Raw genomic sequence first — 25,857 nt, forward strand, 5'->3', positions numbered from 1 at the left:
CCCATCGGCCGCCAGAACCCATTCGGTCTCACGTCTCGAAAGAGCGTGAGCGGGTCTGTGCCGGGTACCAGGAGAGACGATCATCCGATCGCCACTGACGAACCGATTCGGCTCTGTCGTGCATCCGTGCGCGAAGACGCCGGGAGAACAGGAGAACGGCTCATGGCCGTCGTAACCATCCGCCAGCTGCTCGACAGCGGCGTGCACTTCGGGCACCAGACCCGCCGTTGGAACCCGAAGATGAAGCGATTCATCTTCACCGAGCGTTCCGGCATCTACATCATCGACCTGCAGCAGTCGCTCGGCTTCATCGACAAGGCCTACGACTTCGTCAAGGAGACGGTCGCCCACGGCGGCACCATCCTCTTCGTCGGCACCAAGAAGCAGGCGCAGGAAGCGATCGCCGAGCAGGCGACCCGCGTGGGCCAGCCCTACGTGAACCAGCGCTGGCTCGGTGGCCTCCTGACCAACTTCCAGACGGTCTCGAAGCGCCTCGCCCGCATGAAGGAGCTCGAGGAGCTCGACTTCGAAGACACCGCGAAGAGCGGTTTCACGAAGAAAGAGCTGCTCATCAAGAAGCGCGAGCTCGACAAGCTGCACAAGAGCCTCGGTGGTATCCGCAACCTCGCGAAGACCCCGTCGGCACTGTGGGTCGTCGACACCAAGAAGGAGCACCTCGCGATCGACGAGGCGCGGAAGCTCGGCATCCCGGTCATCGGCATCCTCGACACGAACTGCGACCCCGACGAAGTGCAGTACCCGATCCCGGGCAACGACGACGCCATCCGCTCGGTGGGCCTCCTGACCCGCATCATCGCCGACGCCGCCGCCGAGGGCCTCATCCAGCGTCACCAGAAGCCCGAGGAGACCGGCAACGTGTCGGCCGTCGAGCCCCTGGCCGAGTGGGAGCGCGAGCTCCTCGGTGCGTCGACCGACGCACTCGCCGCTGACGAGACCGCTGTCGCCGAGACGCTCGCCACCGAGGGCGCTGACGCGGCCGTGGTCGAGTCCGCCCAGGCCGACGCGGCCGTCATCGACGGCGACGCGGCCGAGCTGGTTGAAGAGCCGACCGAGGAGAACGACGCTGACGCGCAGCTCATCGGCAAGAACATCGGCGACCCGGTGGAGCACCCCGTCGCCGAGGCCCGCACCGAAGACCCTGAGCAGACCGTCTGATTGATGGCGTCGGGCCCCGAGGGGCCCGGCGCGAATGAATCCTGAGCCCATGATCTGGGCTGGGGAGCCATCCAGAACATCTATGCTGTGCCCGGGGAGAACACCCGGGCACAGCCAGTGAACAAGGAGTAAGAAGCACTATGGCAAACTTCAACGTTGCCGACGTCAAGATCCTGCGCGACCGTCTCGGCGCCGGAATGGTGGACAGCAAGAACGCTCTCGTCGAGGCCGATGGAGACATCGAGAAGGCCATCGAGATCCTGCGCCTCAAGGGCCAGAAGGGCGTGGCCAAGCGCGAGGGCCGCGCGACCAGCGAAGGCCTCGTCGCCGCGAAGGAGAACGGCGACACCGCCACCCTCATCGAGCTGGCCAGCGAGACCGACTTCGTGGCGAAGAACCAGAAGTTCATCGACCTGAGCGAGAAGGTCCTGGACGCGGTCACCGCATCCGGAGCATCCACTCTCGAGGAGGCCCTCGCGGCCGACGCAGGCTCGCAGACGGTCGCCGCGACCATCTCCGACGAGGCCGCGATCCTCGGTGAGAAGCTGGAACTCCGCCGCGTTGCGAAGGTCAGTGGCGAGCACTTCGCCATCTACCTGCACCGCACCTCGAAGGACCTGCCCCCGCAGGTCGGCGTGGTCGTCGGCTACAGCGGCGATGACGCAGACACGGCACGCAGCATCGCGCAGCACATCTCCTTCGCGAACCCCGAGTACCTGAGCCGTGACGACGTTCCCGCCGACGCAGTCGACGCCGAGCGGAAGATCGTGACCGAGATCGCCGAGAACGAGGGCAAGCCGGCAGCGGCGCTGCCCAAGATCATCGAAGGCCGTCTCACCGGGTACTTCAAGCAGGTCGCCCTGCTCGACCAGGACTACGCGAAGGACAACAAGCTGTCCGTCGCGAAGGTGCTGGCAGAGGCCGGTCTGACCGTGACCGGTTTCGCCCGTTTCAAGGTCGGCGCGTAAGCTCTCGCACCTCAAAGCCCCGACGCCCGTAACGGCGTCGGGGCTTTTTGTTTACCGGTAGCCTGAACAGCGAACGAACGAAGGGACAACCACCATGTCTGAAGCAACAGGACGCCGACGGGTTCTGCTGAAGCTCTCCGGTGAAGCCTTCGGTGGCGGGTCCCTGGGCGTGAATCCCGATGTGGTCGGTGAGCTGGCCCGCGAGATCGCGGAGGCCGCCAAGCAGGTCGAGATCGCTATCGTCGTCGGTGGCGGCAACTTCTTCCGCGGTGCGGAACTCTCCCAGCGCGGAATGGACCGGGGCCGCGCCGACTACATGGGCATGCTCGGCACCGTGATGAACGCCCTCGCGCTGCAGGACTTCCTCGAACAGGCCGGCGCTGCGACGCGCGTGCAGTCGGCCATCTCGATGACCCAGGTCGCTGAGCCGTACATCCCACGACGCGCCGAGCGCCATCTCGAGAAGGGTCGTGTCGTCATCTTCGGTGCCGGAGCGGGGCTGCCGTACTTCTCGACCGACACCGTTGCCGCGCAGCGTGCACTCGAGATCGGCGCAGACGTGGTGCTGGTCGCGAAGAACGGTGTCGACGGCGTCTACGACGCAGACCCGCGGTCGAACCCCGACGCCAAGAAGATCGACCGCCTCACCTACATCGATGCCCTGCAGCGTGAACTCAAGGTCGTCGATTCGACCGCCTTCAGCCTCTGCATGGACAACAACATGCCGATGATGGTCTTCGGGATGGAGCCGATGGGCAACGTCACGAAGGCGATCCTCGGCGAGCAGATCGGTACGCTCGTGCACACCTCGCACCAGTGACGCAGGCATCCGAACTAAACTGGCCCAGAGATTTCTGAAGGAGTTACCGTGATTGCCGATGTACTGACCGATTCCGCCGAGCGGATGCGCAAAGCGCTCGAGTCGACGAAAGACGACTTCGCGACCGTCCGCACCGGGCGCGCGAACCCTGCGCTGTTCCAGAAGCTGCTGGTCGACTACTACGGGTCGCCGACGCCTCTCGAGCAGCTTGCCTCGCTGCAGAACCCCGAGGCCCGCACGATCCTGGTGACGCCCTACGACAAGGGTGCGCTCCGCGACATCGAGCAGGCGCTCCGCGACATGCCGAACCTGGGTGCGAACCCGACGAACGACGGTTCGATCATCCGCGTCACGCTGCCCGACCTCACCGAGGAACGCCGCAAGGAGTTCGTCAAGGTCGTGAAGGGCAAGGCCGAAGACGGCAAGGTCTCCGTTCGGAACATCCGCCGGAAGGCGAAGGACGATCTGGATGCCCTCAAGAGCGAGGTCGGCGACGACGAGGTCGCACGCGCTGAGAAGGAGCTGGAGGCGAGCACGAAGGCGACAGTCGACGCCATCGACGACGCTCTGAAGCGCAAAGAAGCAGAGCTCCTGGAAATCTAGGCACGGCTCTTCGTGACAGTCGATCCGGGTGGGCGAGGCCCGTCGAAGCAGAAGCGTCCGACGGGCATCTCGCGGGCGGAGCTCGAAGAGCGCGTGAGAGCGCGCCGTGAGCAGTTCGAAGAGGCCAACGACAAGATCACGGCCCGCTCCGGCCGGAACCTGCTGAGCGCTGTCGCCATCGGCGTCACGCTGGCCGCCCTGATGGTGGTCAGTCTGGTGTTCATCACAGAGCTCTTCCTGGTCTTCGTCGGGCTGATCGCCTGCGTCGGCAGTGTCGAGCTGGTGGCGGCCCTCAGAAAGTCGGGACGCTACGTTCCGGTGGTGCCTTCGGTCATCTCGGCCGCGGCGGTGTCTGTCGCAGCGTTCTACGGTGGCGCATCCGGCCAGTGGCTGACCCTGCTCGCCGGCATCGGGCTCGTCATCGTGTGGCGGCTCGTGATGCTGGTACGCCCCGCCCACCGGGTCGGCGGCAGTCGCCGACTCGCACGGGATGTCGCCGCCGCCATCCTCGTGCAGGCCTACGTCGTCTTTCTCGGCAGCATCTCGATCCTCCTCGTCGCCCAGCCGGACGGCCGGTGGTGGGTGCTCTCGTTCATGGTCGTGGTGATCTGCGTGGACACCGGTGCCTACGCTGCCGGGCTCAACTTCGGCAAGCACCCGATGGCCCCGCGCATCAGCCCGAAGAAGACGTGGGAGGGCTTTGCGGGCGCCCTGCTCGTTGCCCTGGTCGCGGGCGTGCTGCTCTCGGTGCTGCTGTTGCAGGAGCCGTGGTGGTTCGGGCTCCTCTTCGGGGCGGTGCTCACGCTCACTGCGACGTTCGGTGACCTGGCGGAGTCGCTGCTGAAGCGCGACATGGGCATCAAGGACATGAGCACCTGGCTTCCGGGCCACGGGGGATTCCTCGACCGGCTCGACTCCATGCTGCCCTCGGCCGCAGCCGCATACGTGCTGTACATCGTCTTCGCGTAGCGCACAGCGCGCAGTGGCAGAATGACGGTGTGAGCCAAACATTTCCCCTCAGCCGAAAGTCAGAGCTGGGCTACAACGTCGACGACGTCGAGAAGTTCCTGGTGGATGCCCGGCTGGCCTACGAGGCACAGGCCGACGGCGCCGGCACGGGCTCACCTGCCGTCATCGATTCGCGGAGCATCCGGGGCACCTCCTTCGACCTGCAGAAGGGCGGATATTCGACGCTTCACGTCGATGCAGCCCTCGAACGACTGGAGGAGGCCTTCGCCGCGCGCGAACGGGCCGCCGGCAAGCGCGACCTCGGGGATGCCCAGTGGTACGACGTGAACAGAGACCGTGCGCGCGAGATCCTCGCCCGGCTCGAGCGCGAGGCGGGCCACAAGTTCCGGCGTGCCGGGGTGCTCAGCGGCGGCTACGACCGGCGTGAGGTGGATGCGTTCTGCGGCCGGCTCGTCGACTACTTCCGGAATGGCGCACCCATGCCGATCGAGACGGTACGGGGCGCCCTCTTCACACCGAAGCTCGGCGGCTACAACGAGACCCAGGTCGACCTCGTGCTCGACGCCGTCGTCGACGTGATGGTCGCGGTCAGGCCGTAATGCCACGCAGCAACCGGTCGCGCCGCGCCAAGGTGCACGGCGACGAAGAGGGATCCGCCGACATCGAACGCATGATGACGGGCTCGCGCACCCTCGAGTGGCGTCGCGGCCACGACTGGAACGTTCAGCCGATCACGGCGAACCAGGCGACGAAGGACTACGTGTGCCCCGGATGCTCGTTGCCGGTCACTGCCGGAACCGCCCACCTCGTGGCGTGGCGGGCCGACGGCGTTCTGGGAGACGCGAGCGACCTCGCCGCCCGGCGGCACTGGCACATCCACTGTTGGAGGATCGGACTGTCATGACCACCATCGAGATCCGCTCCACGGTCGTGCTGCCGGCTGTGCGCGAAGAGATCGAGCTGCACACCTCCGATGGGCTGACGCTGGTGGGCGAGTTGGCCCTGCCGGTCGGGCGTCCGCCGGTTGCGACGCTGGTGACGCTTCATCCTCTGCCCACGGCGGGCGGGTTCATGGACTCGCACATCCTGCGGAAGGCCGCCTGGCGCCTCCCCGAACTCGCAGATCTCGCTGTTCTGCGCTTCAACACCCGCGGCACGTCGTCTCCGCGCGGCACGAGTGACGGGGCGTTCGGTGAGGGAGTGGATGAGCGGCTCGACGTCGACGCGGCGATGCGTTTCGTCGGCGAACGCGGGCTGCCGCATCCGTGGCTCGTCGGCTGGTCGTTCGGCACCGAGCTGGCCCTGAAGTACGGGCTGTCGCACGAGATCGACGGGGCGATCCTGCTGTCGCCGCCCCTTCACCGCGCGACGGACGCGGATCTCGCCGCCTGGGCGCACGCGGGGGTGCCGCTCGTGGCGCTCGTTCCCGAGCTCGACGACTTTCTGCGGCCGGCCGAGGCGCGGGAGAGGTTCGCGGTCGTGCCGGGGGCCGACCTCGTGGCCGTCGATGGCGCGAAGCACCTCTGGGTGGGGGAGACGCAGACCCGCCGGGTGCTGAACGAGATCGTCGAGCGCGTCAATCCGTCCCGGGCGCCGCTGCCGGAGACCTACGAGGCCGACTAGATCCGTCGAGATCCGACGAGACCCGACGAGGCCGCCAACGGGCCCACGGGTGCGGCCCGGTGTCTTCAGCGCTCGTTCTGCGCCGGGATCACGACCTGCTTGACGATCAGCATGATCGATGCCGCCACGGGGATGGCGACGAGCGCACCGAGCACGCCGAGGAGCGAACCGCCGGCCAGGGCGGCGATCACCACGATCGAGCCTGGCACCGACACGGCGCGGCGCATGATGTTGGGGCTGAGGAGATATGCCTCGACCTGCATGTAGACGAGGTAGTAGATGGCGGCGACGAGCGCCGTCAGGGGTGAACCGATGGTCGGGATCAGGCAGATGCCGACGATGATGACGGAGCCGGAGATCGTTCCGACCAGCGGGATGAGCGAGAGGATGCCCGCGATGAAGGCCAGCACGGCGGCGTAGGGCGCCTGGATGATCGACAGGAAGATGAAGCTCAGAACGCCGTTGCACGCCGCCAGCGCCACCTGCCCGACCACATAGCGGCCGACCGCGTCGGTGATCTGTTCTCCGAGGTCGGCGAACCGCTCCCGCTTGGTTGCCGGCACCAGCAGATAGACCGTGCGCTTCATCATGCCGAGGTTCGCGGTGAAGAAGAGGGTCAGGATGATCACGATCACCATGCCGAAGACACCGTTCGCGATACCGATGCCGACCTGCAGCGCGCCGCCGGCGATGGTCGTGATGTTGCCCGGATCCTGCAGGTACTTGGTCACCGCATCCACGACCGACTGCACATCGATGTAGCCGCCGAGCTGCTGGGTGAGATTGGACGCGAAGTCCGACGACGTGAGCTGCGCGAAGAGGAGCGGGAGCTGGTCGAACAGCTGGCTCAGCTGCTGGATGATGATCGGGAGTACCGCGAAGACGAGACCGGTGATCACCCCGGCCACGGCGACCACGACGATCAGGATGGCGAGGGCACGGGGCACCTTCTTGCGCTGCAACCACGAGACGAGCGGATCGAGGCCGAGCGCCAGGAAGATCGCGATGCCGACATAGGTGAGCACCGTGGCGAGGCTGCCCACCATGAAGAGGATGAGAAGGCCGAGGCCCACTCCGAGCGTGCCGACCAGACCGAACACGAAGGCGTTCTGAATCTTCACAGTTTCTCCTCTGAGCCCCCGGGATCTCGGGGCGCAGAGACATTCTAGGGCCAGCTCCCCGAGCCCCGGCGGGCCGACGATTACCGGCGCACAGCGAAGTCTGGGAGCATACCCAAGGAGGATCAGCTATCTTTTAATGTCCTTGTCTGGAGTTCTCACGTGCGATTCATACTTGCCATCTTCGCCTTCGTCGTTGCGACGGCGCTCATCGGCATCGGTATCGCCGAGCGCACGGTGCTGCTGCCCCCCTCGTCGTTGACCGTCTCCACCACAACGAGCGACGGGTCCCCCTACCTCTATATCGACGGCGATGTGCTCCAGGCGGAGAGCGGCAACCAGACCGTGAGCCTCGGCGGCACCTCCACGGTCTTCGCCGCCTACGGCCGCACCGACGACGTGAAGGCCTGGCTGAACGGGTCGACGTACGACAGCGTCGGATTCGACGCCAGCGACAGCAGCGGGCGCACCCTCACAGCAACCACAGTCGCGGCGACTCCGGACGGCGAAGCGAACGTGGCGAGTGGCTCGGCCAACCCGGCGGGCTCCGACCTCTGGCTTGAAGAGTTCACCAGCGACGGTGCGATGAACCGCACGTTCAACCTCCCCGCCGGGTATTCGCTCATCGTGGCGACCGACGGCACCGCTCCCGCACCCAACTCCGTGCAGATCTCGTGGCCACTCGACGACAGCACGCCGCTTGCGGTGCCCTTCCTCCTGGCGGGAGCCTTCTTCCTGATCGCCGGTCTGGTGCTGTTGCTGCTCGGCCTCCATCACCTCCGTAAGTCCCAGGGCCCCAGGCGGAAGCCTCCGGCGCTGCCGAAGGGCAAGCGCTTCTCGTCGTCCCGAACCAATGCCATCGAGTCCGGTGTCGGGCGTCGCGGTCGCCGGTCGATCTCCCGGTCTGTCGCTGTCACTGTGCCGGGGGTGCTTCTCGTGAGCTTCGCCTTCGGCGGACAGGCCCACGCCGCAACGGCCCCCGCCCCGACTCCCGAGCCGACCGTCACCACCCAGACCAGCGCGCCGGCCACCGATGCGCCCGACGTGTCGACCGCCACGCCGACCCCGGTGGCGACGGATGCGACGACCGGACCGCCGCCGGCAGTGACCGAAGCCCAGCTGAACGGCATCCTCGCGAAGATCTCCGCGTCGACCACGGCCGCCGACGCGGCTTCAGACGCGACGGCGCTCGCCGCGCGGATGACAGGCCCGGCGCTCGACCTCCGCACAGAGACCTACGCGATCCGGAAGACCTTCCCGTCGTATGCGGCGCCGCAGCCCATTCCGGCCGGGCCCTCGTCGGTCATCCTTCCGCAGGCGACAGACTCATGGCCGCGCACCGTGTTCACCATCGTCGAGAATCCCGACGACAAGACGGTGGCGCCCCTCTCTCTGATGCTCATCCAGGACACCCCGCGGAGTGTCTACAAGGTGTACTACGCGATCGCGCTGGAGCCGAACACGACGCTTCCGCCGGTGGCACCTGTCACCATCGGAACCTCGAAGCTCGCGAACGACACCAAGCTCCTGGCCGAGACACCTGCCGATGTGGCCGCCGGCTACGCCGACATCCTCGCCGTCGGTGAGGCGAGCCCGTACTTCAGCCAGTTCGATGCGACAGGCGACACGCTCCGCACGAGCGTCGGCGCTGCGTTCAAGGCCGACAAGAAGGCCAATCTGAAGAACACGGCGACACTCGACTACGCGAAGGTCGCGGGCGAGGGGGAGAGCATCGCACTCGCCACGAACCAGTCCGGCGCTCTCGTGGCCCTGAACATCCGGGAATCCGAGACTGCCAAGGTGGTCGAGGCCGGAGCGACAGTGACGGTGAAGGGCGCGGTTGCCGCGGCGTCGGGACTCACCGTCAGCTCCAAGGGCACCGAAGCGATCTACGACTACCAGTTGCTGTTCTACATCCCGCCGTCGGGCGACACGTCGAAGGTCATCCTTCTCGGTTTCGCCCAGGGCCTACTGTCTGCCAAGGAGTTGCCGTGAGCCAGGTCCCCCCCTCTGCCGCCAGCCTGAGAGGCGCGGTCGACCTCTCGTCGCTCGTGAACCGCGCGGCTGCCCCCGCGGGTGCGCCCGCCGCCGGGGGAGCGGCGATGCCCGCGGCCGGGGGCCCGGCCGGGCCGGGTGTCAGCGTTCCGAGCCTGCTGCTCGATGCGACGGATGCGACCATCTCGCAGGTGCTCGACCTCTCCAACGCGGTTCCGGTCATCGTGGAGCTATGGGCCTCGTACGCCGACGCGTCACGGGTGCTCGCTCCGATCATGCAGAAGGTGGTGCTCGAGTACGGCGGACGTTTCGTGCTGGTGCGCGTCGACACGGAGTCGAACCCGCAGCTCACGTCTGCCTTCCAGGCCCAGACGGTTCCGACCGTCGCTGCGATCCTCGCCGGACGACCCGTGGCGCTCTTCGAGGGTGCGCAGCCCGAGGAGGCCGTGCGCGAGGTTCTCGAGCAGGTGCTGCAGCTCGCCGCGCAGAACGGGGTCACCGGTTCGGCGATCCCGGCCGACGGTCGCACGGGGGCCGCTGACGGGGCCGACGCGGCTGACGACGCCGAACCGGTCGAGGAGCCACTGCCGCCGCACCACGCGGAGGCGTTCGATGCCATCTCCCGCGGCGACTACAAGGGCGCCATCGCGGAATACGAGAAGGCCATTGCGCAGAGCCCCCGAGACCAGCTGGCCATTGCCGGCCTGGCCCAGGTGAGACTGCTCGACAGGCTCGACGGAAAGTCGCTCGACGAGATCCGCAGCGCCGGAGCTGCATCGCCCGGGGACCTCGAGGCCCAGTTGCTGGTGGCCGACCTCGACGTCTCGGGCGGGCATGTCGAGGATGCGTTCGACCGCATCCTCGGTCTGTTCCCCGCGTCGGACCAGGCCACGAAGGATACGCTCCGCACCCGGCTGCTCGAGCTGTTCGAGGTGGTCGGAACCGACGATGTGCGGGTGACGGCCGCGCGCCGCAGACTCACGATGCTGCTGTACTGAGCCAGCTCGTACTGTTCCTCGGCGGGCCGGATGCACGTCACACGACGGCCCCCGCTGTCAATGACCCATCCCGGGCATCCGGCTGCAATACAGTCGACCTATGATGTTTCGACGCTCCCACCCCGCCCCCGTTCCGTCGCAGGCGAAGATCGCGCCTGAGGTCACGGTCGCCACAGAGGGCAGGCAGTCCTTCGCGCAGATCAATGCCTTCAAGATCGGCCTGCTCGGTGCACTGGGCGTGCTCGTCGCTCTCGTCATCGGAGGCATCGTCTCCCAGCTGGGCACCGTGCTGGTCTACGTGGGTGTCGCCCTGTTCATCGCGCTCGGGCTCGATCCGCTGGTCTCACGGCTCTCGAAGCGGATGCCGCGGGGCCTTGCCATCGGTGTCGTGTTCGGCATCGTGGTCGCCGTGCTGGCGGGGCTGCTCCTGACGATCATCCCGATCATCGTGGGGCAGACCTCCAACCTCATCAACGATCTGCCGGGCTACTTCACGAATCTGCAGAACGCCGAGTGGGTGAAGAACCTCGAACAGCAGCTCTCCGGGGTCGTGAGCGTCGACGACATCATCAAGAACGTGCAGTCGTTCTTCAGCCCCGACAAGATCCTCGGGATCGGCGGCGGGCTGCTGGCCGTGGGTGCAGGCGTGGCGAGCGGGATCACCGGCACCGTTATCGTGCTGATCCTGACGCTGTACTTCCTCGCGTCGCTCCGGTCGATGAAGCGCATCGTGTACCGGTTCGTGCCGGCCACCAAGCGTTCGGGGTTCGCGGAGATCACCGAACAGATCACGCAGGCGGTCGGCCGCTACGTGGTGGGGCAGATCGCGCTGGCGCTGGTGAACGGTGTGCTGAGCTTCATCTTCCTCACAATCATCCAGGCACCGTTGCCGGTGCTGCTGGCTTTCATCGCGTTCCTGTTGTCGCTCGTGCCACTCGTCGGTACGGTCACCGGATCGGCGATCATCGTGCTGATCAGCCTCTTCGCCTCGCCGCTCACGGCGCTGGTCGCGGCGATCTACTACCTCGTCTACATGCAGGTCGAGGCGTACATCCTCAGCCCGCGCATCATGAACCGGGCCGTCTCCGTGCCCGGGGCTGTCGTGGTGATCGGAGCTGTCGCGGGCGGCACGATCGGCGGAGTGCTCGGCGCTCTCGTCGCCATCCCCATCGCGGCCTCGGCGATCATCATCATCGAGAAGGTCGTCTTCCCCCAGCAGGACGCCAAGTAAGCGGGCGCGCGCACGCGGAACGCAATCGAGGGGGCAGTTCGGGCCCTGAAACCGGAGGTTTCGGGCCCGAACTGCCCCCTCGATTGGTGGCGGCGGCGGGTGGGGGTCAGGGGCGGCGGGGCTTGAGGTAGAGGGCCGCTAGAGGGGGGAGCGTGAGCTCCACCGAGGCGGGGCGGCCCTGCCACGGCACGTTCTCGGCCGTGACGGCACCGAAGTTGCCGACACCCGAGCCGCCGTACTCGAGAGCGTCCGTGTTGATGATCTCGTCCCAGATCCCGCCGAAGGGCAGCGAGACGCGGTAGGGGCCCACCGGGGCGCCGCTGAAGTTCATCAGCACCGCGATGGGATTGCCGTCGGCATCCCACCGCAGGAACGACACCAGGTTCTTCTCGCTCGAACCGCCGTCGATCCACTCGAAGCCGGCCGATTCGTTGTCGCGGAGCCACAGCGCCGGGTTCTCTCGGTACACCCGGTTCAGCGACGACACGAGGTGCAGCAGCGAGCGGTGCACCGGCTGGTCGAGAATCCACCAGTCGAGCCCGCGCTCCTCACTCCATTCGGACGGCTGCCCGAACTCCTGGCCCATGAACAGCAGCTGCTTGCCCGGGTGCGCCCACATGAAGCCGAGGTACGCGCGGAGATTGGCGAGCTTCTGCCAGTGGTCGCCCGGCATCTTCGAGAGCAGGGATCCCTTGCCGTGCACGACCTCGTCGTGCGAGATCGGCAGCATGAAGCTCTCGCTGAACGCGTAGACGAACGAGAAGGTGATCTCGCCGTGGTGGTACGAGCGGTAGAGCGGATCGGTCTCGATGTAGGCGAGGGTGTCGTGCATCCAGCCCATGTTCCACTTGATGCCGAAGCCGAGCCCGCCCTGTGAGGTGGGCTTCGTGACGCCCGGCCAGCTGGTGGACTCCTCGGCGATCATCACGATGCCCGGGTAGCGCTTGTAGGCCGTGGCGTTGGCCTCCTGCAGCAGGCTGATGGCCTCGAGGTTCTCGCGCCCGCCGTACTGGTTCGGCAGCCACTCGCCGTCTTTCCGGGAGTAGTCGAGGTAGAGCATCGAGGCCACGGCGTCGACCCGCAGGCCGTCGATGTGGAACTCCTCGAACCAGTAGAGGGCGTTCGCGACCAGGAAGTTCCGCACCTGGGAGTCGCCGAAGTTGAACACGAGAGTGCCCCAGTCCGGCTGCTCACCGCGCCGCGGGTCTGGATGCTCGTACAGCGGCTGCCCGTCGAAGTTCGCCAGCGCGAAGGCGTCTTTCGGGAAATGGCCCGGAACCCAGTCGAGCAGCACGCCGAAGCCCGCCTGGTGCAGGCGGTCGATGAGGTACCGCAGGTCATCCGGAGTCCCGAACCGCGCCGTCGGCGCGTAGTAGCCCGACACCTGGTAGCCCCACGAGCCGCCGAAGGGGTGCTCAGCGAGCGGCATGAACTCGACGTGGGTGAAGCCGAGCTCGTTCAGGTAGTCGATCAGCGGATCGGCCAGCGTGCGGTAGTCGAGCCCGGGCCGCCACGATCCGAGGTGCATCTCGTACACGCTCATCGCGGAGTTGTGCGGGTCGGTCGAAGCGCGCTTCGTCATCCACTCGGTGTCGCCCCACTCGTAGGACGAGTCGGTGATGATGGATGCGGTCTGCGGGGGCACCTCGGAGCGGCGCGCCATCGGGTCGGCTTTCTGCACCCACCCACCGTGCTGGGAGAGTAGCTCGAACTTGTACGCGCTGCCGGGCTCGAGGTCGGGGATGAAGACCTCCCAGACACCTGTCGAGCCGAGGCTCCGCATGGAGTGCCGGGTGCCGTCCCAGCCGTTGAAGTCGCCGATGACGCGCACGGCGCGGGCGTGCGGGGCCCAGACGCTGAAGGCTGTGCCGGCGAAGGCGCCGTTGATTCCCTGTTCGGTGCGGTAGTGCGCGCCGAGCACGTCCCACAGCTGCTCGTGGCGGCCCTCGCCGATGAGGTGCAGGTCGAGTTCGCCGAGTGTCGGGGCGAAGCGATAGGGGTCGTCGGCGCTCCACACCGATCCGTCGTCGTAGGTCGCGTCGATCGAGTAGTCCTCGAGCCCGGTGATCGTGAAGCCCTGCCAGATGCCGCCGTAGAGGTGCTGGAGCGAGGTGCGGGCGCCGTTTGCGAGAACTGCGCTCACTTCGCTGGCGAGAGGGCGGAGGGTGCGGATGACCGTGACCTGGTCACCCTCGCTCGACGGGTCGACGAGATGCTGGCCGAGCACGCTGTGCGGGTCGAAGTAGGAGCCGGTCGACACCTGCTGCAGCACGTGTTCGGGCACGTCGCTCTGGCTGAGGGCGGTGAGGCCGTCGATCTGGGACATCAGTGGGAATCCGTTCCGTCGGGGGAGGGCGTGGCGGTGGGGGTGGCGGGCACGGGCGCGGCGGCTGCTGCTGCGGGCGAGAGCGTTCCGGCTCCGGGTTCGGCCGACGGGTCGGGCTCGTAGTGCACCGAGAGGATGTGCACCGGCTCACCGAACGCGTTGAGCCGCACATAGTTGTCGGCCCCCCAGATCCACGAGTCGCCCGTGATCTGGTCGGTCACCCGGAAGCTCGCGCCGGCCTCGATACCGAACTTCGTCACATCGAGGCGCACGGTCGTCTCCCGCACCGAATGCGGGTCGACGTTCGCCACGACGATGAGGCCATCGGGCCGTCCGCTCGTGGTGTACTCGCCGGCGACGTACTTGCTGTAGACGAGGATCGAGTCGTCGTCGGCGGCGTGGATGTCGAGGTTCCGCAGCTGCGCGAGGGCCGGATGCTCGTTCCGGATCTGGTTCAGCCGGGTGATGTAGGGCGCAAGGGACACCCCGGAGGCCTCTGCCGCCTCGAAGTCCCGCGGCCGGTACTCGTACTTCTCGTTGTCGATGTTCTCCTCGGAACCGGGCCGTGCCACGTTCTCGACCAGTTCGTAGCCCGAGTAGACGCCCCAGGTGGGAGCCCCCGTAGCCGCGATCGCCGCTCGCACCTTGTAGGCCGGGCGCCCGCCGAACTGCAGGTAGGCGTGCAGGATGTCGGGCGTGTTCACGAACAGGTTCGGCCGGAAGAATGCGGCCGTCTCGTGCGAGAGCCCGTCGAGGAACTCCTCGAGCTCCTCCTTCGTGTTCCGCCACGTGAAGTAGGTGTACGACTGCGTGAAGCCGACCTTCGCGAGCGTCTGCATCAGCGCGGGCCGGGTGAAGGCCTCGGCGAGCCAGATGACCCCGGGCGTCTCGGCGTTCACGGTGCCGATCAGCCACTCCCAGAAGTCGAGCGGCTTGGTGTGCGGGTTGTCGACCCGGAAGATCTTCACCCCGGCCGCGATCCAGAACCGGATGATCCGGAGCGCCTCGGCCCGGATTCCCGACGGGTCGTTGTCGAAGTTGATGGGGTAGATGTCCTGATACTTCTTCGGCGGGTTCTCGGCGTAGGCGATGGAGCCGTCGGGGAGGGTGGTGAACCACTCCGGGTGTTCTCTGACCCACGGATGATCGGGGCTGGCCTGCAGCGCGAAGTCGAGCGCCACCTCGAGCCCCGCACGGTTCGCGGCCTCGACGAAGATCGAGAACGCTGCCATGCCGCCGAGGTCGGGGTGCACGGCGTCGTGCCCGCCGGCCGCGCCGCCGATCGCCCACGGGGAGCCGGGGTCGCCGGGTTCGACCGTGAGCGAGTTGTTCGGGCCCTTCCGGAAGGCCTCGCCGATCGGATGGATCGGCGGCAGGTAGAGCACGTCGAAGCCCATCGCGGCGACCTCGGGAAGGCGGGCCGCGGCGGTGCGGAAGGTGCCGCTTGTCCACGTGCCGTCGTCGTCCTGGGAGGCGCCGAGGGAGCGCGGGAAGAATTCGTACCAGGAGCCGAAGCCGGCGCGCTGGCGCTCGACGTTCAGCGGCTGCCACTCGGAATACGTGTCGAGGCTCGCGAGCGGTGCGGCCTCGATCGCTCCGGCGACAGCGGGGGAGGTGGCGGCCTCCAGCCGGTCGGCCGCTGGCGTGGCCGTGTCGACGACCGCTGCGGCGAGGTCGAGGAACAGCGTGCGTTCGGCCGCGGGCCTGGAGCCGTCAGCACCGGCACGCGTGAAGAGTTCGCCCGCGATCTGGAACATGAGCTCGACGTCGATCCCGGCCGGAACCTTGATCGAGGCGTTGTGGTGCCAGGTCTCGTAGTCGTCGCTGAACGCGCGGATGCGGAACGCCCAGGCGCCCTCGGAGCTCAGCTGTGCGACGGTCTGGTAGCGGTCGAGGCCGACCCCGATCATCCGCAGCCCGAAGCTCGACACCGCGCCGGCCGGATCCCGCAGCTCGAGGCGTGCCCCGACGGCGTCATGGCCTTCGCGGAAGACGGTGGCGCCGAAGGGCACCACCTCCCCGGCATAGGCCTTGGCCGGCCAGCGGCCGCCGGAGACGGAAGGGAAGACATCCACGATCGGGATGCGACCGATGGCAGGAGTGAACCCACTGGCCCCCGTCAGCGCAGCCACCTTGGACTGCTTGATCGTCGTACCTTTTGCTGTCGTTTTCGCCACTGTCTTAGCCACGGTTCGACCCTACCGACAAAGCCGCCGGAACCTCCCGTCAACATTCGGCCCTTGCGCGTTTGGCATTCCGTAACCTCTTCGCTCTAGGCTTTGGCAAAACCCGAAGGAGCTGTGCGTGAAGGCCATCAGGAAATTCACCGTTCGATCCGTTCTCCCGCCGGAGCTCTCTGCCGTGGGAGAACTCGTCGCCAACCTGCGCTGGTCCTGGCACGAGCCGACCCGCAAGCTCCTTGCGCACATCTCGCCCGACGACTGGGAGGCGACGACCGGGGATCCGATCGCGCTTCTCGGCGCGGTGGCACCGGAGCGCCTCGCCCAGCTCGCCGCAGACGAGGGCTTCGTGGCCTGGGCGAACAGCCTGCGTGACGACCTGAACCGCTACCTCACCGAGCCGCGCTGGTACCAAGCCCAGGAGGAGCCGAAGCCCGCGAGCATCGGCTACTTCTCACCGGAGTTCGGTATCGCTGCCGCCCTGCCGCAGTATTCCGGCGGCCTCGGAATCCTCGCCGGCGACCACCTCAAGGCGGCCAGTGACCTCGGCGTGCCGATCATCGGCGTCGGCCTGTTCTACCGGGCCGGCTACTTCCGCCAAGCGATCTCGCGTGACGGCTGGCAGCAGGAGAGCTACCCGGTGCTCGACCCCGACGGCCTGCCGCTCAGCGTGCTGCGCCTCGCCGACGGATCGCCCGCCCAGGTGGTGCTGGCGCTGCCGGACGACCGTGCGCTCTACGCGCGCATCTGGCAGGCCCAGGTGGGTCGTGTGAAGCTGCTGCTGCTCGACACCGACATCCCCGACAACGACGACGACCTGCGCATCGTCACCGATCGGCTCTACGGCGGCGGGGGAGAGCACCGGCTGCTGCAGGAGCTGCTGCTCGGCATCGGCGGCGTGCGCGCGTTGAAGATCTACAGCGAGCTCACCGAGACCGCCGAGCCCGAGGTGTTCCACACCAACGAGGGGCACGCGGGATTCCAGGGTCTCGAGCGCATCTGCGACCTGATCGGCGACGGCCTCTCGTTCGATGTCGCCCTGCAGGTGGTTCGGGCAGGCACCGTCTTCACGACCCACACGCCCGTGCCGGCCGGCATCGACCGCTTCGACGCCTCGCTCGTCGAGCGCTACTTCTCGACCGATCTGCTGCCGGGAGTCGACGCGCATGCGGTGCTCGCGCTCGGCAACGAGGTCGAGAACGGCGGGGTCGCCGGCATGTTCAACATGGCCGTCATGGGGCTCCGCCTCGCCCAGCGCGCCAACGGTGTCTCGCAGCTGCACGGCGAGGTGAGCCGCGGGATGTTCGCCGGGCTCTGGCCCGGATTCGACCAGTCGGAGGTGCCGATCACGTCGGTCACCAACGGTGTGCACGCGCCGACCTGGACCGACCCGCTGCTGATCGAGCTCGCCGAGAACAAGCTCGGCACCTCCGAGACCGCCACGGCGAACTGGGCGTCGCCCGACGTGACAGACGACGACCTCTGGGCGGTGCGGAACGACATGCGCCGCCAGCTCGTCTTCGATGCCCGGCACCGCGTCACCGAGGCGTGGCTCGAGCAGAGCCCCGGCTCCATCCCGCCGGCCTGGTACCGGGGACTCCTCGATCCGAACGTGCTCACCATCGGGTTCGCCCGCCGCGTGCCGACCTACAAGCGGCTCACGCTGATGCTGCACGACCCGGCGCGGCTGAAGTCGATCCTGCTGAATCCGACGCAGCCCGTGCAGCTCGTGATCGCCGGCAAGTCGCACCCGGCCGACGAGGAGGGCAAGCGGCTCATCCAGAAGCTGGTGCAGTTCGCCAGCGACCCTGAGGTGCGGCACCGCATCGTGTTCCTGCCGAACTACGACATCGGCATGGCGCAGAAGCTCTACCCGGGCACGGATGTGTGGCTGAACAACCCGCTGCGTCCGCTCGAGGCGTGTGGTACCTCCGGCATGAAGGCCGCGTTGAACGGCGGGCTCAACCTGTCGATCCTCGACGGCTGGTGGAACGAGTACTACGACGGCGAGAACGGCTGGGCGATCCCGACGGCCGATTCGGTCGACACCCCCGAGGAGCGCGACCAGCTCGAATCGGAGGCGCTCTACGACCTGATCGAGCACCAGGTCGCGCCGCGGTTCTACGACCGGAACGCGCAGGGCGTGCCGGAGCGCTGGACGCAGTCCATCCGGCACACGCTGTCGACGCTGTCGCCGTCGCTCTCGGCCGAGCGGATGGTGCGGGAGTACGCGCAGCGTCTCTACCTGCCGGCTGCTGCCGCCGCGCACGCGGTGATCGACGGGGACTATGCCGTGGCCGCCTCGCTCTCGGAGTGGAAGGAGCGCGAACGCGTGGCCTGGCCGTCGGTCGCGGTCGTGCACGTCGAATCCGGGGGGCTCGACGACACACCGCAGGTCGGCGACGAACTGCAGGTGCGCGCACGGGTGAACCTCGGATCGCTGACGCCTGCCGACGTGTCGGTGCAGGTGGTCTACGGGCACACCACGAACGGCGACCAGCTCGCGGATGCCCGCACGGTCGCCCTCGCGCCGGCCGTGCTGGCGACGAACACGACCCCGATCACGGTCGTGACGCCGGGCACGGAGGCCGCGCAGAGCGACTCCGAGGGGCTCTACGGATTCTCGGGGCTGGTGAAGCTGGAGAAGGCGGGTTCGTTCGGCTACACGGTGCGCGTGGTGCCGCGGCACGACAACCTGGCTTCGGCGGCCGAGCTGGGGCTGATCGCCGCGGCGCGGTAGCGCCCGGCCCGCTGCCGGCGCAGCCGCTGCTGCCGGCCATCGTAAAAGAGGACTGGAGGCGAGTTGAGGTCGTGGAGACCCCAACGTCGCTCCAGTCCTCTTTTACGCGTGGCGGGTGGGGCGAAGTGGTGGTGGGCCGAGCGCCGGTGGCGGCCGGGAGGGGGTGGTCGGGTCAGTGCGCGCGGTACAGCTGGATCGACGAGGCGGCGACGGGTAGCCGAACTCCCGGTTCGAGGGCAGGGAGTTGGGCATCCGGAGCCGTCGGCGCGTCGTCGGCGCTGTCCCAGAGCAGCTCGTACGAGCCGACCCCCTCATGCTCCGGCAGAGTGATCGTGGTCGGCTCCTCGACGCCGTGGATCACCACGAGCACCCGGTTGAACTCCTCGTGCTCGGGGGTCGATGCCACAAGGAACTGCAGGGTGCGGTTCTCGGGGCTGTTCCACTCCGTATTGCTCATCTCCTCGCCGTTGAGGTCGTACCAGTCCATCTGGCTGGCGCTCGGCGTCGTCTCGCCGAACACACCGAAATGCACCGGGCGGAGGGCCGGGTTCTCCCGCCGGAGCTTCAGCAGGTGCTGCGTGGTCTGCCAGAGCCCGTTCTGCCAGCGGCGGCGGTCCCAGCTCAGCCAGGTCAGCTCGGAGTCGTGGCAGTATGCGTTGTTGTTGCCCTTCTGGCTGCGGCCGAACTCGTCGCCCGCCGTGATCATCGGCACGCCGGCGCTCAGCAGCAGGGTGCCCATCAGGTTCCGGATGGTGCGCCGCCTGGTCGCCTCGATCGTACGGTTCGGCGTGGCACCCTCGACGCCGTGGTTGTACGACATGTTGTTGTCGGTGCCGTCGCGGTTCGACTCGCCGTTGCCCACGTTGTGCTTCACGTCGTAGGCCGTGAGGTCGGCCAGCGTGAAGCCGTCGTGGGCCGTGATGAAGTTGATCGACGCGAGTGGGCCGCGGTGCTGCTGGAACGTGTTCGCCGAGCCCGCGAGCCGCGTGGCGAGCATCCCGACCCCGTCGCCCGGCGAACCGTGCTCGCGGATCGATTTCGTGTCGCGCAACCAGAACTTCCGCATGCGGTCGCGGTAGCGGTCGTTCCATTCGTGCCAGCCCGGCTTGAAGTTGCCGGTCTGCCAGCCGCCCATGCCGACGTCCCACGGCTCGGCGATCATCTTCACGTTCTTGAGGTCTTCGTCGTGGGTGATCGCTTCGAGCAGTGGATGGTCGGGGTCGAAGTAGACGTCTTCGTTGCGTCCGAGCGTGGCGGCGAGGTCGAACCGGAAGCCGTCGACCTGCACGTCGTTGGCCCAGTACTTCAGCGAGTCGAGGATCAGGCGGGAGACCGCGGGCACGCTGGTGTCGACACTGTTGCCGCAGCCGGTGACGTCGATGTAGGTGCCCGACTTCGTCTGGCGGTAGTAGTTCGCGTTGTCGATGCCGCGGAAACTGGAGCGCGGTCCGGTGATTCCCTCCTCGGCCGTGTGGTTGTACACGACGTCGAGGATGACCTCCAGCCCCGCCTCGTGCAGCAGCTTCACCATGCCCTTGAACTCGCGGAGCACCGCGCTCGGCCCGCCCTGCTGCGCCGCCTTCGTTCCGTAGAAGGAGTGCGGGCTGAAGAAGTTGAGGGTGTTGTAGCCCCAGTAGTTGCTGAGGCCCTGCTTCATCAGGCGGCGCTCGCTCACGAACGCGTGCACCGGCAGGAGCTGCACCGCGGTGACGCCCAGCTTCTTCAGGTAGCTGATCGTGGTCTCGTGCGCGAGACCGGCGTAGGTGCCGCGGAGGTTCTCGGGCATGCGCGTGTTCAGCTTGCTGAGGCCCTTCACATGGCCCTCGTAGATGACCGTGTGGTCGAGGGGCGTGTTCGGTTTCGTCGCGCCGTTCCAATCGAACTCGTCGTCGACGACCACGCCGCGCCAGAGGTCGGGGCCGGTGCGGGTGAGGCCGCGGGCGTACGGGTCGAGCATGAGCGTGTTCGGGTCGAAGGAGTTCCGCGGATGGTCGGGACCGTTCGGGCCGGTCACGCGGAGCGCGTACTTGCGGCCGGGGGCGAGCGACTTCGTGCAGGCCATCCAGACGTCGTTGTCGTCACGGGTCATTGCGACGGTCTTGAAGATCCAGTTCGCATCGCGGTTGTCGAAGAGGCAGAGTTCCATGGCTGTGGCGTTCTCGGACCACACGCGGAGCTCGCCCCCCGCCGCCGTCTGACGGATGCCGAGGTGGGCGAAGGGGTCGGCCTGAGTCATGAGTCCTAGAGTAGTGAATGGTTGTTACAGCAATGTTTTGGGAAGGGCGTGCCGGTGTGGCTGTGTACCTCGATCACGCGGCGACCACGCCGCTGACGCCCGGCGCGCTCGCGGCATACATCGGTGCGCTCGGCGTGGTCGGCAACCCGTCGTCGATCCACAGCCAGGGGCAGCAGGCGAAACGGATGCTCGAGGAGGCCCGCGAGGCGGTCGCGGCGTCGCTCGGGGCCGAGCCGGTCGAGGTGGTCTTCACGTCGGGGGGCACGGAGTCGATCAACCTCGGGGTGAAGGGGCTGTTCTGGGCGCGGCAGGCGGGTGGCGCGGGCGACGCCGGCGAGGCGGGCGACGCCGATGCCCGGGGCGGGGCGCTCGCGCCGCGGCGGCAGCGCATCCTGGTGCCGGGCGGCGAGCACCACGCGACGAACGATGCGGTCGAGTGGCTCGTGCAGTACGAGGGCGCCGTGGTCGAGTGGCTGCCCGTCGATTCGTTCGGCCGCCTCACCCCCGAAGTGCTCGACGCTGCCCTGGCCGGACGTTCGTCACAGGGCGCGGATGACGTGGCACTGGTGACATTCCTCTGGGGCAACAACGAGGTGGGCACGATCCAGCCTGTGGCCGAGCTCGCCGCCGTTGCCGCGAAACACGGCGTGCCGGTGCACGTCGACGCCGTCTCGGCGTACGGATACGTGCCGATCGACTTCGATGCGCTGGGTGTCGCCGCGCTGAGCGTCTCGGCGCACAAGATCGGTGGGCCGGTCGGCGTGGGCGCGCTGCTGCTGTCGCGCACGGCCGAGGTGGTTCCGCTCATCCACGGCGGTGGGCAGCAGCGCGGGCGCTCGGGCACCCAGGATGCAGCAGGTGCCGTGGCGTTCGCCGCCGCCGCGACAGAGGCGGTGGCTCAGCTTCCCGCATTCGCCGCGCAGGTCGCAGAGCTCCGCGACCGGCTGGTGGCGGGCATCCACACGGCCGTGCCGTCCGCCGTGCTGAGGGGCGACCCTTCGCCAGACGGACGGCTGCCCGGCAATGCGCACTTCACTTTCCCCGGTTGCGAGGGTGATTCGCTGCTGTTCGTTCTGGATGTCGCGGGCTTCTCCGTCTCGACCGGCTCAGCCTGCCAGGCCGGTGTGCCGGAGGTGTCGCACGTACTGACGGCGATGGGCGTGCCCGAGCAGGAGGCGCGCGGCGCCCTCCGGATGACGCTCGGCCACTCCTCCACGGAGGCCGATGTCGATGCCCTCGTGGCGGCGCTCCCGGCGGCGGTCGAGCGTGCCGCCCGCGCCGGCTTCGCCGACCGCGTCGTCGCCTGACGCCCCGCCACCCCTGACGCCCCGCCACCCCTGACGCCCCGCCACCCCTGACGCCCCGCCCCGCCTGACGCCCCGCTCCGCCTGACGCCCCGCCACGCCTGACGCCCCGCTCCCGGTTCGCCGTCCTCCCGGCCCCGCTCTCGCTCCCACCCGCCACCCTGACAATCGAGTGGGCAGTTCGGGCGCTTCAGCCAGGATCTCAGGGCCGGAACTGCCCACTCGATCGGCGGTAGGCGGCCGCGGAACGGCGCGGGGCGGGGACGGGAAGCGCGGAGGACGGGAAGCGCGGCGGAGGGGGCGACGCGGCGGGGGGTCAGCGGCGGCGGCGGGTGCCGAAGATGCCGGAGACGACGCTCGTGAGGATCGTGCGCGTCGCCTTCGAGCCCAGCACCTCGGCGAGGATGTTCGGCTCGGCGCGGGAGGTGGTGCGGGTGCCGGATGCCCGTCGGTTCCGCTCGCGGTCGGCAGCGGCATCCGCTGCCCGGGCCTTCGCCAGGGCCCGCTCGTAGTCGGCTGAGGCCTTCGCGTCTGCCTTGGCCGCATCGGCCGCGGCCTTCGATGCCGCCTTCTCGGCCGCAGCCTCCTCCTTCGCGGCGAGTGCAGCCGCCTTCGCGTCGACGACCGCCTGCGCGGCGGCAGCAGCCGCATCCGACGCCGTGTTCAGCTTGGCCGTCAGGATCTCCCGGGCCGACTCCCGGTCGATGACCGGCCCGTAGACAGGCAGGAGCGGGGATGCGGCGACGGCAGCGTCGATCCGGTCATCCGGGGTCGGAGACATCGACCCCTGCGGCGCCCGGAGCCGGGTCCAGGCGACGGGGCTGGGGGCGCCGCGCTCGTTCATGACGGTGACGATCGCCTCGCCGGTTGCCAGGTTCTGCAGCACTTCGGCAAGGTCGTAACCCGATTTCGGGTAGGTAGACACGGTCGCCCGCAGCGATTTCGCGTCATCGGGGGTGAAGGCACGCAGTTGGTGCTGGATGCGCGACCCGAGCTGGGCGAGCACATCGCCGGGCACGTCTTTCGGCGTCTGGGTGACGAAGAAGATGCCGACACCCTTCGAACGGATCAGGCGAACCGTCTGCGTGATGGAGGTGATGAAATCCTTCGACGCGCCAGAGAAGAGCAGGTGTGCCTCGTCGAAGAAGAAGACCAGTTTCGGCTTGTCGAGGTCGCCGACTTCGGGCAGGTCGTTGTAGAGATCCGCCAGCAACCACATCAGGAAGGTGGAGAAGAGGGCAGGTTTGTCGGCGACGCCCGGTACTTCGAGCAGGCTGACGATGCCGCGGCCGTCGGCCGTCGTGCGGAGGAATTCAGCCGTGTCGATCTCGGTCTCGCCGAAGAACACATCGGCGCCCTGGTCGGCGAAGGTGATGAGCTCGCGGAGGATCACCCCGACGGTCGCGGGGGAGATGCCGCCGAGGTCGACGAGCTCCTTGCGGCCGTCGTCGCTGGCGAGAAAGCTCAGCACGGCGCGGAGGTCGCTCAGATCGAGGAGGGGGAGGCCCGCTTGGTCGGCGTAGTGGAAGACGAGGCCGAGGCTCGACTCCTGCGTGTCGTTCAGGCCGAGCACCTTGCTCATGAGGAGGGGTCCGAAGCCGGCGACGGTCGCGCGAATCGGGATGCCCCGCCCGACGCCGCCCAGGCTGAAGAACTCGGTCGTGGTGGCGACCGGCTGCCAGTCCTGGCCGATCCCTCCGGTGCGTTCGAGCAGTTTCGCGCTGCTCGCGCCGGCGCTGGCGATTCCCGAGAGGTCGCCCTTGATGTCGGCGGCGAAGACGGGCACGCCAGCGGCCGCGAGCTGCTCGGCGAGTACCTGCAGCGTCTTGGTCTTGCCGGTTCCGGTCGCGCCGGCGACGAGGCCGTGGCGGTTGGTCATGGCGAGTGGGATGCGCACCTGCACGCCGGGCTGCGCGTCGCCGTTGACGAGCGCGCCCATCTCGAGGGCCGGGCCGGTGAACGCGTAGCCGGCGCGGATGGCGTCGACCGCTGCGGGGTCCAGGGGGCCTGCGGGGGTGGCGGGCGCGGGGCCTGCGGGGCTGGCGGGCGCGGCCGGTGCGAGTGTGGTGGGCGCGGGGGTGGATGTCGCGGGGCTGGATGTCGCGGGGGTGGATGTCGCGGGGCTGGCGGGTGCGGGGGTGGATGTCGCGGGGCTGGCCGGTGCAGGGGTCTCTGTCACCACGGCCGGAGCGGCTCCGGCGTTCGCCTCGTCAGCGGCAGGCACGGCAGCGGCAGCGGCGGCTGCGGCATTCGCCTCGGCGGAGGCCTGGGCATCCTGAGCCCGCTTCAGCGCAGCCTCGGCCGCCTGCTGCGCCCTGCGGGCGGCTTCGACCGCGGCGGCGGCCTCCTCTTGGGCGATTCGGAGCGCGTCGTCGGTCATTCCGCCAGCTTAGATCGGCCAGGCTTCACCGAGAAGAGTGTGGCGGCGCGGCGTCTGGCCAGAAACCCCGCGTCAGAGCGCGAGCGTCGTCAGAATGGCCCGGTGATCGCTGGCTCCGGCCGAGAAGGTGGTGTTCGAGGTGGCCGTCATCCCCCGCTGGAAGAGATGGTCGAGCCGCGTGACGGGAAGGTTCGACGGCCACGTGTTGCCGAACATCCCGCCGGTCTGATTGGGCTCGGAGAGCTGACTGTCGATCCCGCCGAGCGAACGGTCGGTGGATGCCGCGTTGAAGTCGCCCACGGCGATGACCCGCTCGTTCTCGTCGTTCGGCAGCGTGTCGGCCAGGGCCGTGAGCATCGAGTCGCGCGCTGAGACATCGCCGGGCCGGGCCGAGGCGGCGTGGATCACATAGATGCTCACGAGCCCCTGCGGCGTCTCGAGGTCGGCAGCGAGGGCCCGGTTCCAGCCGAGCCCGAGCGTGAGGGGCTGCGCGTTCACGACGGGGTAGGTGCTCCAGAGCCCGACTGTGCCGACCCCGTAGGAGTACGGATACTGGGAGGCAAGGGAGGCTGAGATGGTGTCGAAGTCGTCGGAGGTCATCTCCTCGAGTGCGATCACGTCGGCTCCGGTGGCGGCGAGGGCACGCGCTGAGATGTCTCCCGTTCCGGAGGACGCCTCGATGTTCTGGCTGGCCACGGTGAGTCGACCTGTGGCGCCTGCGGCTGTTGCAGCTGCTGCGGGCGTCTGGGCGTCAGCCGGCAGCGGCAGGATGCCAGGACCGAACAGCAGCGCCCAGATGACGACGGGCACGAGAACTCCGACAAGCGCGCGGCGGTAGCGGGTGACCAGGGCGAGCACCGCCAGCACCGGGATGAAGAGGCCGAACCACGGGGCGACACTGTCGACGAGCAGGCCGACACCCGCGACATCCGGGATCGCGCGGTGGAACAGCAGCACCGCGCTGAGGAGCACGGAGAACACGACCACGCACGCGGCCAGCACGGGGCGGCGGTGGGCGCGGCGACCGTGCCAACCGGGGCCGGTGCCGGCCCGGGCAGACCCGCCGAGGCGTGCGCCCACCGGGGCCGTGCCGGTTCTGCCGACGGTGGCGGCCCGGTCGCGGGGAGGTGAGGAGATAAGGGACATCTGACTCATCATCGCCGAACAGTCTGGGCGGATCGTGTCAGAGT

19 protein-coding genes are annotated in these 25,857 nt (G+C 68.2%); 13 read left to right on the plus strand and 6 right to left on the minus strand.

Translation table 11 applies throughout. From position 1 onward, the window contains the following. Nucleotides 1-162: 162 nt before the first annotated feature. From rpsB to B7R21_RS05765, 8 genes are all read left to right on the plus strand, one after another. Nucleotides 163-1,176 carry a 30S ribosomal protein S2 gene (gene rpsB, locus B7R21_RS05730; RefSeq protein ID WP_116282297.1) on the plus strand — a complete coding sequence of 338 codons (1,014 nt, stop codon included), beginning with the start codon at nucleotides 163-165 and terminating at the stop codon, nucleotides 1,174-1,176. A gap of 140 nt (nucleotides 1,177-1,316) precedes the next feature. Next, the gene (gene tsf / locus B7R21_RS05735) at nucleotides 1,317-2,144 is read left to right on the plus strand and encodes a translation elongation factor Ts (protein WP_116282298.1); all 828 of its coding nucleotides are present in this window, start codon (nucleotides 1,317-1,319) and stop codon (nucleotides 2,142-2,144) included. 94 nt (nucleotides 2,145-2,238) lie between these two features. Continuing rightward, on the plus strand, nucleotides 2,239-2,964 hold the full coding sequence (gene pyrH, locus B7R21_RS05740) for a UMP kinase (protein ID WP_116282299.1): 726 nt from the start codon (nucleotides 2,239-2,241) through the stop codon (nucleotides 2,962-2,964). Nucleotides 2,965-3,012: 48 nt separating this feature from the next. Continuing rightward, nucleotides 3,013-3,567, plus strand: coding sequence for a ribosome recycling factor (frr, locus tag B7R21_RS05745; protein ID WP_116282300.1), 555 nt, complete (start codon nucleotides 3,013-3,015; stop codon nucleotides 3,565-3,567). A 12-nt stretch (nucleotides 3,568-3,579) separates the two neighbouring features. Then, nucleotides 3,580-4,536: a phosphatidate cytidylyltransferase gene (locus tag B7R21_RS05750; RefSeq protein WP_253259663.1), complete on the plus strand. Its 957-nt coding sequence runs from the start codon at nucleotides 3,580-3,582 to the stop codon at nucleotides 4,534-4,536. A gap of 29 nt (nucleotides 4,537-4,565) precedes the next feature. Continuing rightward, complete coding sequence (locus B7R21_RS05755; protein WP_116282301.1) at nucleotides 4,566-5,135, plus strand: DivIVA domain-containing protein; 570 nt, start codon at nucleotides 4,566-4,568, stop codon at nucleotides 5,133-5,135. Beyond that, nucleotides 5,135-5,440, plus strand: coding sequence for a hypothetical protein (locus B7R21_RS05760; protein ID WP_116282302.1), 306 nt, complete (start codon nucleotides 5,135-5,137; stop codon nucleotides 5,438-5,440). Before B7R21_RS05755 ends, B7R21_RS05760 begins: the two co-directional genes overlap by 1 nt. Then, complete coding sequence (locus tag B7R21_RS05765; protein WP_116282303.1) at nucleotides 5,437-6,159, plus strand: alpha/beta hydrolase; 723 nt, start codon at nucleotides 5,437-5,439, stop codon at nucleotides 6,157-6,159. The genes B7R21_RS05760 and B7R21_RS05765 overlap by 4 nt, the downstream gene beginning before the upstream one ends. 65 nt (nucleotides 6,160-6,224) lie before the next feature. Here the strand turns inward: B7R21_RS05765 and B7R21_RS05770 are convergent, their stop codons facing one another. Then, entirely contained in the window at nucleotides 6,225-7,280 is a 1,056-nt protein-coding gene (locus B7R21_RS05770) for an AI-2E family transporter (RefSeq protein ID WP_116282304.1), read from the minus strand. 159 nt (nucleotides 7,281-7,439) lie between these two features. Between B7R21_RS05770 and B7R21_RS05775 the strand changes: the two genes are divergently transcribed. The 3 genes from B7R21_RS05775 to B7R21_RS05785 all read left to right on the plus strand — a co-directional run bounded on the left by B7R21_RS05775 (nucleotide 7,440) and on the right by B7R21_RS05785 (nucleotide 11,501). Beyond that, nucleotides 7,440-9,272: a hypothetical protein gene (locus tag B7R21_RS05775; protein ID WP_116282305.1), complete on the plus strand. Its 1,833-nt coding sequence runs from the start codon at nucleotides 7,440-7,442 to the stop codon at nucleotides 9,270-9,272. Then, nucleotides 9,269-10,270 (plus strand): tetratricopeptide repeat protein, encoded by a 1,002-nt coding sequence (locus B7R21_RS05780; RefSeq protein ID WP_116282306.1) that lies wholly within the window; start codon nucleotides 9,269-9,271, stop codon nucleotides 10,268-10,270. Before B7R21_RS05775 ends, B7R21_RS05780 begins: the two co-directional genes overlap by 4 nt. Before the next feature lie 100 nt (nucleotides 10,271-10,370). Then, complete coding sequence (locus B7R21_RS05785) at nucleotides 10,371-11,501, plus strand: AI-2E family transporter (RefSeq protein ID WP_253259664.1); 1,131 nt, start codon at nucleotides 10,371-10,373, stop codon at nucleotides 11,499-11,501. Nucleotides 11,502-11,607: 106 nt separating this feature from the next. On the opposite strand, the gene glgB is transcribed toward B7R21_RS05785, so the two are convergent. Both glgB and B7R21_RS05795 read right to left on the minus strand, forming a co-directional pair. Further along, a complete protein-coding gene (gene glgB / locus B7R21_RS05790) occupies nucleotides 11,608-13,827 on the minus strand; it encodes a 1,4-alpha-glucan branching protein GlgB (protein ID WP_116282307.1) in 2,220 nt (739 codons plus the stop codon). Next, nucleotides 13,827-16,016, minus strand: coding sequence for an alpha-1,4-glucan--maltose-1-phosphate maltosyltransferase (locus tag B7R21_RS05795; RefSeq protein WP_437184176.1), 2,190 nt, complete (start codon nucleotides 16,014-16,016; stop codon nucleotides 13,827-13,829). Before B7R21_RS05795 ends, glgB begins: the two co-directional genes overlap by 1 nt. A 115-nt stretch (nucleotides 16,017-16,131) precedes the next feature. Here B7R21_RS05795 and glgP point away from each other — a divergent pair, with 115 nt between their 5' ends. After that, nucleotides 16,132-18,747 (plus strand): alpha-glucan family phosphorylase, encoded by a 2,616-nt coding sequence (gene glgP, locus B7R21_RS05800; RefSeq protein ID WP_116282308.1) that lies wholly within the window; start codon nucleotides 16,132-16,134, stop codon nucleotides 18,745-18,747. 172 nt (nucleotides 18,748-18,919) lie between these two features. On the opposite strand, the gene glgX is transcribed toward glgP, so the two are convergent. Further along, on the minus strand, nucleotides 18,920-20,983 hold the full coding sequence (gene glgX / locus B7R21_RS05805; RefSeq protein ID WP_116282309.1) for a glycogen debranching protein GlgX: 2,064 nt from the start codon (nucleotides 20,981-20,983) through the stop codon (nucleotides 18,920-18,922). Between the two features lie 56 nt (nucleotides 20,984-21,039). Between glgX and B7R21_RS05810 the strand changes: the two genes are divergently transcribed. Continuing rightward, complete coding sequence (locus B7R21_RS05810) at nucleotides 21,040-22,290, plus strand: cysteine desulfurase family protein (protein ID WP_116282310.1); 1,251 nt, start codon at nucleotides 21,040-21,042, stop codon at nucleotides 22,288-22,290. A gap of 313 nt (nucleotides 22,291-22,603) precedes the next feature. On the opposite strand, the gene B7R21_RS05815 is transcribed toward B7R21_RS05810, so the two are convergent. Both B7R21_RS05815 and B7R21_RS05820 read right to left on the minus strand, forming a co-directional pair. Further along, nucleotides 22,604-24,667, minus strand: a complete 2,064-nt coding sequence (locus B7R21_RS05815; RefSeq protein WP_116282311.1) for a helicase HerA-like domain-containing protein — start codon at nucleotides 24,665-24,667, stop codon at nucleotides 22,604-22,606. Between the two features lie 72 nt (nucleotides 24,668-24,739). Continuing rightward, complete coding sequence (locus tag B7R21_RS05820) at nucleotides 24,740-25,813, minus strand: endonuclease/exonuclease/phosphatase family protein (protein WP_172592070.1); 1,074 nt, start codon at nucleotides 25,811-25,813, stop codon at nucleotides 24,740-24,742. Between the last annotated feature and the right edge of the window lie 44 nt (nucleotides 25,814-25,857).

The organism is Subtercola boreus, assembly GCF_003399625.1.
GTDB classification, from domain to species: Bacteria; Actinomycetota; Actinomycetes; order Actinomycetales; family Microbacteriaceae; genus Subtercola; species Subtercola boreus_C.